The organism is Haliscomenobacter sp. (assembly GCF_965225875.1).
Lineage (GTDB): Bacteria > Bacteroidota > Bacteroidia > Chitinophagales > Saprospiraceae > Haliscomenobacter.
In genome coordinates this window covers 3,590,881-3,606,926 of record NZ_CBDDBS010000002.1, presented here as the reverse complement: position 1 = coordinate 3,606,926, position 16,046 = coordinate 3,590,881, and the positions used below count along the sequence as shown (strand labels likewise).

Annotated in this window: 5 protein-coding genes; 1 reads left to right on the top strand and 4 read right to left on the bottom strand. The window is 46.1% G+C overall.

Translation table 11 applies throughout. The features are described 5' to 3' along the window. Positions 1-54 precede the first annotated feature (54 nt). Together ACO08K_RS16765 and lspA are read right to left on the bottom strand one after the other, a co-directional pair. The gene (locus tag ACO08K_RS16765) at positions 55-1,566 is read right to left on the bottom strand and encodes a sodium:solute symporter (protein ID WP_421797560.1); all 1,512 of its coding nucleotides are present in this window, start codon (positions 1,564-1,566) and stop codon (positions 55-57) included. Positions 1,567-1,761: 195 nt separating this feature from the next. Then, positions 1,762-2,364, bottom strand: a complete 603-nt coding sequence (lspA, locus tag ACO08K_RS16760; RefSeq protein WP_421797559.1) for a signal peptidase II — start codon at positions 2,362-2,364, stop codon at positions 1,762-1,764. Between the two features lie 728 nt (positions 2,365-3,092). Here lspA and metH point away from each other — a divergent pair. Beyond that, entirely contained in the window at positions 3,093-6,773 is a 3,681-nt protein-coding gene (gene metH, locus ACO08K_RS16755) for a methionine synthase (protein ID WP_421797558.1), read from the top strand. Positions 6,774-6,907: 134 nt separating this feature from the next. Here the strand turns inward: metH and ACO08K_RS16750 are convergent, their stop codons facing one another. Further along, entirely contained in the window at positions 6,908-11,560 is a 4,653-nt protein-coding gene (locus ACO08K_RS16750) for a T9SS type A sorting domain-containing protein (protein ID WP_421797557.1), read from the bottom strand. A 362-nt stretch (positions 11,561-11,922) separates the two neighbouring features. Then, positions 11,923-16,002: a hybrid sensor histidine kinase/response regulator transcription factor gene (locus ACO08K_RS16745; protein ID WP_421798318.1), complete on the bottom strand. Its 4,080-nt coding sequence runs from the start codon at positions 16,000-16,002 to the stop codon at positions 11,923-11,925. Positions 16,003-16,046 lie beyond the last annotated feature (44 nt).

Sequence of the window (16,046 nt, the reverse complement as noted above, 5' to 3'; positions counted from 1 at the left end):
CCAGTTGGCAATTTGCGAGCGCAAAAATATCAATAATCTTTTGCTTGTTAACATTTAATTTAAAACCGCAGTGCTTTTACGGTAGGAAATCAGCCAGAGCCCCAGCATAGTCAAGAGTCCATTGACGGCGATGTTGAGGAATCCGAACTTGAAACCATACAGTTTTTCGGCGTACACGTCGATGGTATAGGTCAAAACCGGGGCAATGATACAAACCAGCACAACCCACTGATCGCGCACGGCCCGTTTGGTCAGTATCCCAAACATGAATAAACCAAGCAATGGGCCATAAGTATATCCCGCAATTTTGAACAAACTACTGATGACCGCATCATTGTTCAGCCATTTAAATACGATGATTTGCACCAAAGTCAAAAGCGAAAAGCCAACGTGAACCCATACCCGGGTCTTTTCTTTTTGCTGTTCAGAAACATTGGACTTGTCAAAATTGAGGAAGTCAATGCAAAAAGAAGTAGTTAGGGCCGTTAATGCCGAATCTGCACTGGCGTAGGTACAGGCAATGATACCCAACATAAAGCAGATGGCAGTGGCCACCGACATATGGTTCAGGGCCAGAGTGGGATAAACCAGGTCAGAATTGAGTTTACCACTGGCATTCATTGGCAATTGAATCCCTTCCTTAGCAGCGTAGAGGTACAACATTGCCCCTAAGGAAAGAAACAGGATATTGACCAAAAGGAAAATGGAAGTAAAAGTCAACATGTTTTTTTGAGCATCCTTGATGTTCTTACAACTCAGGTTTTTTTGCATCAAATCCTGATCCAGTCCCGTCATAGCAATCGCGATCAGGGCTCCACTGATGAACTGTTTAAAAAAGTTGTTGGGGTCACCGATGCCACTGTCGAAGAAAAAGACCCGCCCGTATTCACTCCGGCTGATTTCCCCAAACATTTCTATCACATTCCAACCCAATGCACTACTGATGGTATAAACACTGAGTGCGAGTGCGGATAGCAAAAAGATGGTTTGTAGGGTATCTGTGTAAATAATGGTGGCCACCCCACCTTTAAATGTATACACCCAAATCAACCCAATGGTGATAACCACCGTCAGCCAGAAGGGGATACCCATCGGGCCAGTCACAAACATGTCCACCACATTTGCCGCCAAAAACAGGCGAAAAGAAGAACCAATCGTGCGGGAAATCAAAAAATAGGCTGCGCCGGTTTTGTAGGAGTAAAAACCCAGGCGCTCTTCCAAATAGGTATAAATGGAAGTCAATTGTAAACGATAATATAAAGGCAGCAACACAGTAGCAATGATGAAATACCCAAAAAGATTTCCCATCACCAACTGTAGGTAAGAAAAAGCCTGGTTGTTGCCCCCTGCCCCTACTACACCCGGAATAGAAATAAAAGTAACTCCCGAAATGGAAGTGCCAATCATACCAATAGCGACCAAAATCCAGGGTGCCTTGCGCCCCGCCAGAAAGAAGGAGCTATTGTCGGCGTTGCGGCTGGTGCGCCAGGCTACCACAATGAGCATCGCGAAGTACGCAATGATCAGGGTAGCAATCAATCCGGGAGAGAGTACGGCTGCGAACATATGTGAAGGGTCGTTGGGGCAGCCCTTGCGGTTGCCCTTTTTTATAAATTAATTATTCTTGAGCACCTTCTTTCTTAGGGGCGATAAAAAAATAAGTGCTCATTTTGCGAAAGGATTAGATAAGCAAACGATTCATTTCAAGTGTCTTATCTAATCCTTTCGCTCAAGAAAAATGAGCACTTTTTTTTGCCCCCACTACTTAGTCGGTGACTGATCGGCATCTTCAGCAGGTTCTTCCTGAGCAGCCGATTCTTCCACTTCGGTTGCTGCTGCTTCGGCAATTTCCGCTGCTGCTACGGGTGTTGTTGCTGCTTCTACAGGTGCCTGTTTTTGGAACAAAAAAGGAACCATCAAAAACAAACCTAGCATAATGGACATATCGGCCACATTAAAGATGCCTGTACGCAGGGTGCCGAAGCCCATGTTCATAAAGTCGACCACCCGGCCTTCCATGATGCGGTCGTAGATATTGCTCAAGCCGCCACCCAAGATAAATCCAAAAGCGGCCTGTTGCACGATGTGCAGGTTTTTGGCAGTCAGTACATGGAAAAAAATGTACAGTAAAACCAAAACAGGTACCACCGCCAATACCCAATAGCGCAAGTTGTCGTTCATGTCAGAACCCAAACTTAAAAATGCACCGGTATTTTCGGCATACACCAGGCGGAATATGTCATTGAGGTAGGACTTCATGGGTTGCTCCTTCAGAGTATTAACCGCCCATATCTTCGTGAGTCGATCCAATACCGTAGCCAATAGTCCGGGAATCAACAGTACGATGAGTCTTTTTTGCCACATGTCTTATACTTTCTGTTCGTTAGCGTTCAACGCTGGTTAATCTTGAATGGGGTGAAGATAAGCAGGGTCGTTGAAAAATTTAAAAAATACTTGATTATCGCAAAATGAGATATAAGGCGTTTTCAAAAAAATCGCTTTTTTTTACGAAAATGAAAAATTTTGAGAAATTTCTTTAAAAAATTAGCATAAATGTAGAGATGTTTTTAACTTTGCTTCATCAAAGCGAACGAGCTTAGCGATTTTGGGCAGCAAAGATGCAAAGAATCGTGAGAAAAACAAATTTCTTTGGCCATACTCTTTGCCAAGGAACAACATTGTGAGGTGATGAAATTTTTGGCAGCCATGCCCTCTTGTCTCGGGGGTAGGGAGTCCGGAACAAACGTAGCATAGGGCCAGGAAACGACCCAGGGGTTGACCACCATTCTGTGCTATGGCTAACCGCCCTGTGAAGGTTCGAGTCCTTCCCTCACAGCAGAATACAGAAAAGCACTATCGATTGAGTTCGGTGGTGCTTTTTTGTTTGGGGGAAATTGATCTATTATTCTGCCATCTACATGGCCTGGGTCAACAATTTGCCTAAAGAGAGCAGCCACATAGGGCTGCGGCTACATTAACTGGTCCATATCATCAAATAAATCTCTATTTTTGCAACCCAAAATCAATCCTGAGGTGTTTGAATAACCCAAACCCCTGTTACTGATTTTAGTAAGCACAAAAACGGAGAAAAGATGAAGCCAGACATTAAAGAACTCCTCAAGCAGCGCATTCTCGTCATTGATGGCGCGATGGGTACCATGATTCAGCGGTACAAGCTCAGCGAAGCGGATTATCGGGGCGAGCGTTTTGCCAATTTTCACCGCGATGTGAAGGGAAACAACGATCTATTGTCCATCACCCAGCCACAGATCATTGAGGAGATCCACCGGGCTTACCTGGAGGCGGGGGCAGACATCATCGAAACAAATACTTTTTCCAGTACTTCGATTGCTCAGGCTGACTACGATATGCAGCCTTATGTATACGATCTCAACTATTATTCGGCAGTAGTTGCTAAAAAAGCCGCTGATGATTTCACCCAAAAGGACCCCAGCAAACCTCGCTATGTAGCCGGGTCGATGGGGCCAACCAACCGTACAGCTTCCCTCTCCCCCGATGTGAACAATCCTGGTTATCGGGCGGTCACCTTTAAAGAGTTAAAAACCGCTTTTTACGAACAGGCAAAAGGTTTGGTGGAAGGTGGTGCAGATCTATTGCTGCTCGAAACCATCATTGATACCCTCAACGTCAAGGCAGCCCTTTTCGCCATTGAGGAATTGTTCGATGATTTGGGTTACCGCGTGCCCGTGATGGTATCGGGCACCATTACGGATGCCAGTGGGCGGATTCTTTCAGGACAAACGGCGGAAGCGTTCTGGATTTCGGTGAGCCATATCCCACTGCTAAGTGTCGGGTTGAACTGTGCACTCGGCGCCGAAGAAATGCGTCCACACGTAGAAGCCCTTTCCAACATCGCCGATGTTTTTGTGAGCGCTTATCCCAATGCGGGTTTGCCCAACGAGTTTGGCCAATACGACCAAACCGCAGAAGAAATGCAAACCTATATCCGCGATTTTGCGGCAAGTGGTTTTGTGAACATGATCGGCGGTTGTTGTGGTACTACCCCTGAGCACATTCGGGCTATGGCCGAAGCCGTGAAAGGTTTGCCTCCCCGGCAGATTCCTCAAGTGCCAGGGTATACCATGCTGAGTGGCCTGGAGCCCCTGATTATCCGGCCTGAGACCAACTTTGTCAATGTCGGTGAACGTACCAATGTGACGGGCTCCCGTCAGTTTGCCCGCTTGATTCGGGATGGCAAATACAACGATGCCCTGGTCGTAGCCCAGCAGCAAGTGGAGGCTGGGGCCCAAATGATCGACATCAACATGGACGAGGGCATGCTGGATTCCGAAAAAGCCATTGTGGAGTTTCTGAACCTGGTAATGTCGGAGCCCGAAATTGCCAAATTGCCCATCATGATTGACTCCTCCAAGTTCAGCGTGATTGAGGCGGGTTTGCAATGTGTACAGGGCAAATGTGTGGTCAACTCCATTTCAATGAAAGAGGGCGAGGCAGAGTTTATCCGCCAGGCCAAGCTGGTGCGGCGCTACGGCGCAGCAGCGGTAGTGATGGCTTTTGATGAACAAGGCCAGGCTGATACGATCGAGCGCAAAGTAGACATTTGTGAACGCGCTTATAAAATCCTGACCCAGCAGGTTGGGTTCAAACCTCAAGACATCATTTTTGACCCAAATATTTTTGCGGTAGCTACCGGGATTGAAGAGCACAACGATTACGCCATCTATTTCATTGAAGCTACCCGTCTGATCAAACAACGTTGCCCCGGAGCCAAGGTCAGTGGTGGCGTGAGCAATATTTCCTTCTCTTACCGGGGCAATGATCCCGTGCGCGAGGCGATGCATTCCGCGTTCCTGTACCACGCCATTCAGGCGGGTATGGACATGGGGATTGTGAACGCCGGGATGATTGAGATTTATGAGAACATTCCCAAGGATCTCCTGGAGCGGGTAGAAGATGTGCTGTTCAATCGGCGGGAGGACGCAACCGAGCGCCTCACCGAATTTGCAGAGAGTATCAAAAATGATGGCGGTAAAATCATTCAAAAGGACCTGGCTTGGCGCGAAGGTAGCCTGCAAGACCGGATTACTCATGCCTTGGTTAAAGGGATTACCGACTTTGTTGATGAAGATACTGAAGAGGCTCGAAAGTTATATCCCAACGCATTGGGGGTGATCGAAGGCCCATTGATGAACGGGATGAATGTGGTGGGTGACCTGTTTGGTGCAGGTAAAATGTTTTTGCCCCAGGTAGTCAAAAGTGCCCGGGTGATGAAAAAGGCTGTTGCCTACCTCACTCCTTATATTGAAGAAGAAAAAGCAGCCAGTGGCGGTAGCTCCAAAGGCAAAATCCTCATGGCTACGGTAAAAGGTGACGTACATGACATTGGCAAAAACATCGTAGGGGTAGTATTGGCCTGCAATAATTTTGACATTGTGGATATGGGCGTGATGGTTCCGGCCGAAAAAATCCTCAAAGCGGCCAAAGAAGAAAATGTTGACATCATTGGGTTAAGTGGTTTGATTACCCCGTCACTGGACGAGATGGTGCACATGGCCAAAGAAATGGAACGCCTGGGCTTTACCATTCCCTTGATGGTCGGAGGAGCAACCACTTCCAAAACACATACAGCTGTCAAAATTGAGCCTCAGTATTCCGGGCCAGTTATCCATGTACTGGATGCTTCGCGGAGTGTAGGCGTGGCTGCGGCTTTGTTGAGTGAAGACCAGGATTACCGAAACAACCTCATCATCGATACCCGCCAGGATTACGAACGCATTCGGGAGCAACGCGCCGGTAGGCAGTCTTCCAAAGCATTTATCGACCTGGCTCAAGCACGGGAAAACAAAGTGACTATTGATTGGCAACAATACACTCCTCCTGTTCCTAAAAAACAAGGAATTACGGTTTTTGACAATTACGATCTGGAAGAATTGAGTCAATACATCGATTGGACCCCCTTCTTCAGCAGTTGGCAGTTGGCGGGTAAATTCCCGGCCATTCTCAAGGACGAAATTGTAGGTGTTGAAGCTCAGAAACTCTACAATGACGCTCGAAGTTTGCTACGTCGAATCATTGACGAAAAATGGCTGAGTGCCCGGGCAGTAATTGGTCTATTCCCGGCCAATGCTGTCAATCATGACGACATTGAAGTATACGAAAGCGACGATCGACAAGAGGTAAAGGCAGTACTCCATCAGTTGCGTCAGCAGTTGCGCAAAGCAGCAGGGCAACCCAACTTCTGCCTGGCCGACTTTGTGGCCCCTAAAGGTACTGCACAGGATTATGTGGGAGCCTTTGCCGTTACTGCTGGAATTGGGATTGAGAAATGGGTGGCTAAATTTGAAGCTGAACTCGACGATTACAACGCCATCATGCTCAAAGCCCTGGCTGATCGCTTGGCTGAAGCCCTGGCTGAGCGCATGCATGAGCGTGTTCGCAAAGAGTTTTGGGGTTATGATGATCGGGAAAGTTTATCTCCGGACGAGCTGATCAAAGAAGTTTATCGTGGTATTCGTCCGGCACCAGGTTATCCAGCTTGCCCGGAACATACGGAAAAACGTACGCTCTGGCAATTGTTGGATGTGGAAAACAACACCGGAATGATCCTCACTGAAAGTTGTGCCATGTATCCCGCAGCTTCGGTAAGTGGCTGGTATTTGGGTCACCCCGACTCCAAGTATTTTGGATTAGGGCAAATTGGGAAAGATCAGATTGTGGATTACGCACAGCGCAAGGCGATGAGTGTTGAAGAAGTAGAACGCTGGTTATCTCCTGTTTTGAATTACCAATAGGCTCAGCATTCTGATAAAACACCATTAAAAACGAAGAGGCTGCCCATCTTAGATGAGCAGCCTCTTTTAGTTATAATCCTTTATAAGAGTAGTAGAGACGCAAGATCTTGCGTCTCTACTATCACCCCTATGGGTTATTCAACAATAATCATCTTCTTGGTAGCAGTGAAGTCATCAGCTTCCAGGGTGTAGTACAACACACCAGTAGCGTTCAAATCAGCAGCTTTCAAAGTGATTTGGTTGAAACCTTTAGCATAATCAGCACGAACGGTCTTCAACACACGGCCAGTCACATCGCTAACAGTCAGGGTAGCAGCAGCAGCCTTTGGCAGGTTGAAGCTGATCACTGTTTCTGCATTGAATGGGTTTGGCGTGTTTTGCTTCAGTTCGAAACCTTGAGCAGCTACATCAGCACCTTTGAACTTCAGGGCAACATTCAGTTGCTCGTTGTTCTGGTTGTAAGCTTCAGCAGAAACTACGCGGTTCAGGCTCAAAGCGTTGCTCAATTGAGCATCAGCTTTTGCACGCAACACCAAAGTGAACAGTGCACCTTGCTTAGCTTCACCGTTCCAGGAAGTAGTGATTACACCTTCGTTGGTGAATACACCAAAGTTTTCTGCTTTTGCAACACCGTAAACGATGTCAACCAGCTCAACTTTGCTCTTGTCCAGGTTCAATGAGAACTGGTAGCCTTGGATGTCTTTCAACTCAGCAGCATTGAATTCAACACTGTATTCCTGACCAGCCTTCAGGGCAGCATCAGCAGCATTGATGTCCAATGTTCCAGCAGTACGAGCTTCTGCAGCAGCAGCAGCACTTACCGTTGCACTGGCGTTAACGTCACCCACTTTAACAGCTACGAAGTTTGCAGTTACGTTAGCAGCGATGTCGTTGATGTTCACAACTTCTGGGAACGCAGCAGCCCATGGGTTGCTTGGCGTTGGGAAGCTGTAAGCAGCATCTACGAATCTCCAGGAAGTGTTGTTCTGGAAAGTTTGATCGATGTTCAGGATCAACTTACGCAGGGCAATCAAGTCCAGAGTAGTGATTGACTTAGAGTTGTTCACGTCAGCAGCAATCATTTTGTATGGGCTGTTCAAAGCCTGTACATTCAAGATGTGCTTTTGGATCAATACCAGGTCAAAAGTAGATACACCATTCAGGTGGTTTTTGTCCAATTGTGGAGTTACCGTGAAGTCAGCTCCTTTGCTCAGGTTAACGAAAGAGTAACCACCGTTAGCCGTAGAAGTAGCAGCCTGAGAAGCAGCACCACTCAAAGTGATGGTTGCACCTTGCAGGTTAGCATTGCCTTCAGTTGCGATAGTACCTGCGATTGCAGCAGCAGAACCAACTGTTGGGCAAACGCCACGGTTGTCCTGAACTTCAACATAAGTTACGCAGAAGTCATCCTTACCTGCTTCATCCCATGCGTGCAATTCAACCAGGATTACTTTGCCTTTGTCTGCACAAGTCAGGTTCAAACCAGTTTGAGTAGAAACTACTGGCTGACCTACGCGGTTCAGCGAGTACTTGGTAACCAGTTTCAAACCATCTTTGGTTTCTGGGCCTTGGCCGTTGCAATCGTAAATCTTAGAAGCAACGAAGTCAGATGCCCATACTGCCATCATACCACCACCGTTGCCGTCAGACATCAGTTCAGTGCTCAAGCCGTTGATACAGATTGGTGCTGGACCTTTGCAGTCTTCAACTGTGAATGGAATGCGGGTTGCAACACTCAAGTTACCACACTCGTCACGTACAACTACGATCAGGTCATGCTTGCCTTGTGGCAAGTTAGCAACGTTGATCTCGAACTGGCCGTTGCCCAAATCTTTGGTGCTCCAGCGTGGAGTAGAGTACAGGATCATTTTGCTGGCATCCAAAGTCTGACCAGGAGCAATCATCAGGTACTGAGTTTCCAGGGTCACTTTGTCAGAACAGTTGTCCTTACCAGTGATCACCATTTTCAGGTTGGCCAAACAATCGCCACCCTCACGGATGCAGAATTTGCCTGGGTCACCAGTTACAACTGGACGAGTGTCATCGTATACCTTGATGATCTGAGTATAGATGAAGCTGTGGTAGAACTCACCAGCTACACCGCAATATGGTGGAGTGAAGCGGATGTCAGTAGAAGGACTTACGGTCAAGTCCTTAGAAATGTAGAACTCTTCAACGCCATCACGACGGTTGTCTTCGCGGTCACGAACCAATACATAGATTGGGTCTTTGCCATAGTTGCCAAATACGTCACGAGGAATGATCGAGATGTTGGTTTGCAGCAGTGGGTCACCACAACGGTCGTCGTAAGTACACCAGTTGATTACAGAGTAAGTACGGAACAACTTGTAGCACTCATCGTCAGATGCATCGTAACGCTTGTCGCTTACGTTTACAGCCAAGATGTCACAAGCCAATTCGTCGGTGATAACGGTATCAATGATTGGCGTTTTGCAATCGGTAGATACGTCTTTAGGGAAGCAGATGTTGTATTCGTGTACTGGCAGAATGTTGATGCGTTGCTTGCAAGTTACGCTGATTGGGCCTTTAACTGTTTCTTTGGTCAAAGTCCAGATCCGGTCGATCCAGCCATAGCCACACTTCAATTTCTTCTCAGTAGTGTAAACAGTATCCAGAGCAGCACAATCGTTGCCAGAAGGAATGATTACATCACCGAATGCAGCAGCAGATGTTTTGATATCATCGATCAAAGCCAGGTTTTTGTCATCGCAATAAACGGTAACATCCCATGGAGCCAAACAAGTTGGAGCCACTTTGTCTTCGATCAACACATCATCCCAGCAGTAGTTGGTGTTGCCATAGATGTCAGCACCCCACAATTCGATCGTTACGCGCTCTGCCAAATCGCAGCAGAAGAACTCAACGATGTCTTGTAGTGGAGTCATCAACTTGCCACCCTTCAGGATGAAAGTTTCGCCGAAGTCAGCCAAATCGCCGTCGCCGTTGCTGTCAAAACCGTCAGCTTTGGTCCAGTCGCCATCAGCTGGCAGAGGGTCCAATTTGCCGTTGTTGTTGGTGTCGTATCCTTTAGCAATGAAGCTAGCTGCACAAGCAGTTGGTACGTTGCGACGTACTGCAATCCAAGCCAGTTTGCAGTTGTCCCAAGAACCTTCGTCGATGTCGTCAGCGCTAACTTGTGCATAACCGTTGGTGTAACCATTGGCGTTGCTCAAAGTGATGTGCAGGTCATCGTCACACTTCATTACAGGTGCAATCTTGTCCTTCACGTCAAACAGGAAGCAGCAAGTAGAGGCATTGTAGCAACCATCGAAAGCGTCGATCACCATCAGGTGACGACCTACTGGAAGGCCGATCATCATGCCGTTCATTACAGCATACTCCACTTTGTCCCAGCAGATGTCTTCTTTGTCGCAAGCGCCCAATTGGTAAGCATCGTGGTCACCGCGCAGGTCAGCACCATCCTTGCGTGCATTATCACAGAAAGGATCTTCTGGTCCTTCGTAAACCAAAATACCTTTTACATAACGATCTTTGGTGTAAACACTTACACTTACATTACCCAGTGCACAGTTGTCCTTGATGGTTACACCAAAGGCAGTTTTGATGCCAGCAACAGTTACTGGAATGGCTGCAGTGCAATCCATTGGGCCAGTAGAAATGTCGTAAGGAGCACCATGTGCATACTCACAAGTTGGAGCAGTGAAATCACCGATTTTGATCAGGATGTGGAAAGTATCTACGATACCACCTGCACACCAGTCAAATACATACAGTTCACGATCGATTTTCACACCTTTGCCACCACAGATTGGGAACTCAGTGTCTTTGATCGATACAGAATAGTTGCACTCAACCTGGTCGATGAACAAACAACGTGGGTTAGAAGGAGGATTGTTGAAGTAGCTGCATACATATGGAGTTACATCTTCCTTCTTGATCAGGCTCTTGTCTGGAGTACAAGAGTTGTACTCAACAACATGATCGTACTTGCCTTCTGGATTCTCATCCTTGAACACAAAATCGCTCAGGTCTGGACGAGTGAAGTGGATTTTCTGTGTGTAGTCAGAACGCATGCCGTTGCAATCAGTAGCTACCCACTCGCGAGAGATCGTAGCATAGATGCCGCCATTAACCTTCATGTCATCACAGTTGTAGAAAACCACTTTGTCGCTCCACTTCAGGGTTACCCGGCAACCACAGTTGTAGCAGTTGTCTTTGAAGTAAGCATAACCCAGGTTTTTGATGTTGTCAGAGGTCAAACCTGGAGGAATCAAGCCCAATTGGCAGTTGTCACCAGTTCCAGCAACACCTTCAGCGTTGTTGATGGTTTGGCTACCCGTTGCAGCAGGACGTGGAGAGCTAAATGCACCTACGTTACCAATCGTCAAACGATTGTTCAACACGTAGTTTACATCGTAGCAATCCAAAGTGAAATCAGCAGGAGCACACACCAGAGCTGGTGCAGTCTTGTCTTCTGCAGTTACTTTACCCCAGCAAATTACAGTTGCATCTGGAGAGGAGCTTGAGAACAAGCCGTAAGTCCAAACACCAGCACAGTCGATAACTGCACCGTTGCTTTGGTTGTTGTCCATAACACGTACCACTGCGCCGGTGCAAGAACCGTCGGATACCAGGTTACGGGTAAGAGTGAATTGGCAATTGGCATCCAAGGTAACTGTCACATTGTAACAACCGCAATTGGTTGACTGTGCAGTCAGGTTGGAACCAAAAACCAGAGAAGCCAAAACCATCAAGCATGCGCTTGCTGTTCTGGTCATCCAGCTAGTAAAGGTCGTTTGTTTCATAAGAAAATGATTGATTAGAAACAATTAAGTCTTAATTAAGTAGGTTGAACTTGTACTCAACATTAGGTCAACGACAAATTTACAAACATTCCTCCAAATTCCAGTCATCTTTTGTCATTCTTAATTTTAAGAAGCCTTTTTTTGACTTAAAAATGAGCTTTTTAAAAAAAAAGTGCCAGTAATAAGGGTACTACTGGCACAACAAATATTATTGACTCCTTCTATTTTTCTTTATGGGCTCAAGGGTTTTTCTTGCTCAAAGATGGGAGAAAAAGGCAAAATCGAGGTTTGCTGACGTTGCAATTGGGTTTGCTGACGTTGCATTTTGAGCAATTGTGGGTTCCTTTAAGGAAAATTCGGCTTTAAATTTCACTAGGTGACTTTCCAAAATGTTCTTTAAAGGCGGTGGAAAAGTATTTGACATTGCGGAAGCCTACCCTTTGAGCAATGTCCGAAATTTTGCCTCCCTCTGTTTTAAGCAATTGCCAGGCATGCTCCAGTCGGGATTTGCGGATGAATTCAGTACTGGACAAACCCGTCAGGGCAATAATCTTGCGGTGCAATTGAGAGCGGCTGATGAACATCAAGCGGGCCAGGTCTTCGACATTCAGGTTTTCATTTTCCAGTTCCTGACTGATAATTTGTTCAAGGCGTTGTAAAAAATCCTGGTCCAGGGCATTTAAGTTTGTTTGTGTCCCAAGGTCTTTTATTTGTTGATCTACTTCGACCCCATTCGAAGAGTGTTTAAATCGAAGTTGTAATTTGCGGCGATTTTCTAAAATAGTATCAATCCAGGCTTTCAATTCTTCAGTATTGAAGGGCTTGGGGAGATAGGCTTCTGCTCCATGTTTTAGCCCTTTGATCCGATTTTCCAGGCTGGATTTTGCGGTGAGCAGTAGAAGTGGGATATGACTGGTTGTTTGTTCATTTTTTAATAGTTGTAGTAATTCCAATCCATCTACATATGGCATCACCAAATCCGAAATAATTACATCTGGAATGTGTTTACAGGCCATCTCAAAAGCGATTTTTCCGTTGATGGCACTGATTACTTCATATTCTCCATGCAGGGTTTGTACCAGGAATTCGCGAAGATCATCGTTGTCTTCTGCTACAAGAATCAATGTGCGTTCTGGTGGAGAAGCCTCATGTTGAGCAAGTTTTTGGGGAAGGTCTTCTACATTCTGTACAGGGGTTATTTGGTTCACCGAGGTAGATACCTGCAGAGGCAAACGAAGCCGGAATAAAGCTCCTGCCCCTAAGGTACTTTCTACCTCAATTTGTCCGCCCATTATTTCAGCCAGTTCTTTACACAAAGACAACCCTACTCCGGTACTGAGCTGAGCATCGAAGCCAGTTCGATCCAAGGTATAAAAGCGCTCAAAAATGTACTGCTGGTGCTCAGGAGAAATACCAGGGCCTGTATCTCTGACTTCTACACACAGCATTTTTTTCCCTTCTTGTAGCAGTTCGGCATACCATTGCAAGTGAATCTTCCCCCCTTCAGGAGTATACTTCAATGCATTAGCCAGGAGATTACTGATGATTTTTTCAAGTTTGTCGGGATCAAAGAAGCTTTGCCCCACATTGACTCCACTTGAATTTACCGCTAGTTCGATGTGTTTGCGCAGCGCTGCCTCTTTAAAATCGGTTGCGATTTGGATGATGGCGTCATCTAGAGAACCCCAGGAATTTTCGGGCTTCATTGCCCCACCCTCTAACTTGGCCAGATCAAGTAGTTGATTGACCAAGTGTAATAGTTTACTACCACTACGTTCAGCAACTTGCACTTTACTCAGCCAGTTTTCCGCTGTAGGCTGATTCACAATTTGGCGTAATGGTTCAATCACCAAGGTAAGAGGGGTGCGTAATTCATGGGTAATATTGGTGAAAAAATTGCTTTTCATTTGCTCCAGCTCTTGAACACGTTCCAGTTCACGTTTTTCAAATTCACGCTGGCTTCGGTTTTTTTCCCGGCGGACCCGCCATTTAATGTATTGATACCCGCCCCAAACAATGGCAATCAAATAAAATAGTAAAGCAAATGAACTAAGCCACCAAGGGGGCAACACCCGAATTTGAAGGGTTCGGCTAGGTTGACTGGGCCAAACGCCATGCGTTCCGCCCGAAGACACCTCGAAGGTATACCACCCAGGAGCAAGATTGCTATAATTGACACTATGTGCGGTGCTTGACTCAACCCAGTCTTTGTCCGCTCCTTTCAAGCGGTATCTAAACTGATTTTTGTGCGCCTCCGCAAAATCCATGGCTACAAAATCAATGGTGATATGGTTTTGATAATGGCGAAGCTTGATGACCTTGGTCTTTTCGATATTTTGCGTTAAAATTCCTTCCCCCGGCAAAGTAATTTTGTTGTTGATTTTTAAAGCAGTAACAAATACTTTAGGGGGCTGAGCATTTGGGGAAATTTTTTCAGGAAAAAAAACGGTAATGCCGTTCACCCCGCCAAAAAACAAACGACCATCATAGCCTTTGGCATAACTTACCGTATTGAACTCATTGTCTTGTAAGCCATCGGTGGCCGAATAGTTTTCGAAATGCTCACTTTGTGGCGTAAATTTGGACAAACCAGAGTTTGTACTCAGCCACAAATTGCCACGCTGATCTGGAAGAATACCGTAAATCACGTCATCTGGCAACCCATCTTTGGTATTGTAGTGCCGACACTGCCCAGTTTTTTTATCCAATGCATTGAGCCCGCCTCCCCGGGTACCCACCCACAACAGTGTTTCAGGATTATGCGGATCATCACAAACAGAGAGTATGACATCATTACTCAGGCTATTGGGTATGGCAGGGTTGCAGCGGTATATGCTAAAGGCCATTTGGCCTTTTTTATCCAAAACTCCACGAACCAGTCCATGCGGTGTGCCCATCCAGAGCTGTCTATTGTGGTCTTCAATAATGGAGTAACTCGCTTCTTTTATACCCGTCAATGTTGAAAAACTATAGGTACTAAAGGTCTGTTTGCGCACATCAAAACGAGCTAAAGTGCTTTCCCAGCCGCAAATCCAGATGTTGCCGTTTCGATCCTCTATAATTTGGCTGAAAATTCCCAGGGCAATTGGGGAAGGGTAACGTTGGACAACTCCGGTTTTAGGGTTTTTTCGAATCAAAAACCCTGTTCCCGAAGGTCCAGATCGCAACTCTCCCAAAAACCAGTAGCTGCTGTCCTTTGCCTGTAATAAATCGTGATTGTAAAACTCATTAACAGACAAAAAAGGTTCTACTGCAGTTTTTGATTGTTCATCAATGCGACTGATGACTGCATTGCTCTGCCAGGCCCAAACCTGTCCAAAGCGATCAGCATATATTTTACGCGTACTGATTCCGGGGATCAAATGCTGAAAGAATTGATTCACCAGGTTGTACTTGCGAATCCCATACCCGTTCGTGCCAATCCAAATCAATCCATTCCGATCGCAAAGAATTTCTGTAGAGCCAATTACTCCTGTAGGAGGAAAAGAGGTGAAAATTTTGGGCCCCACTTTGCGGTTTTGCGCCAAATCGGATTTTGAAAAAAAATAAACCTGCTTGCGTCGGCCCACATACAAATTGCCTTGTTGGTCAAAAGCAAGGTAGGTTTGGTAGGGAGCTTCAGCAACCGGAAAAGTAAACAGATCCCTGTTTTTGCCTTTTAATCGAATAACTCGGGTGTTTTGCCCCAGCCAGATATTGCCTTGTGGATCCTGGGCAAAAACATTGGTTTGCCAGGGTGAATTAGGGTCAGGCTCATAAGTCGGGAGTATTTCCTTCGTGCCCTTGTTGAGGTCGAAACGATACGCTTGATGCAGTGTTCCAACCCACAAGATGCCATTCTTGGTACACAATAAGGATTGGTAAATGTTGCCAAACGGAACTTTACCGGGAGATTGCTCCCAATTGTACACTGTTACTTTTGCGTGTCTACTCAGGTCAGCAGATTGATTAGGCAAGGCTTTTAACTCAACTTTATTCAGGCCGTCACGAGTGCCTACCCAAATAGAACCATCCGGTGCTTCGGCCAAAGAAGCTACATTCCGATTAGACAAGCCATTTTTGTCCGCCTTTAAATGGTAAAAACGACCACTTTGGGGATCATACACATCAACACCATTGCTCTCCGTACCCAGCCATAGGCGCCCCTGACGATCTTCGAGAATAGCTTGAATGGTATTATCAGAAATAGAGAAAGGGTTAAAAGGGTCGGGTTTAAATGCTTTGAAGTTATAGCCATCGAAGCGATTGAGGCCACCTCGCGTTCCGTACCACAAAAAACCCTGTTTATCTTGCAATATGTCGTAAATCATACCCTGAGATAAACCATTGGCACTGTTCAGTACTTCAAGCTGAACTTCTTGGGTATGTCCGGTGGGAAGAAGGAGCCCACAACAAATTAACACACAACAAATTGTCTTTATCAAGGTTTTGAGAGCCGCCATCATAGGCCACAAAAATAATTTTTTTTCGCATTCTAGATGGAGAA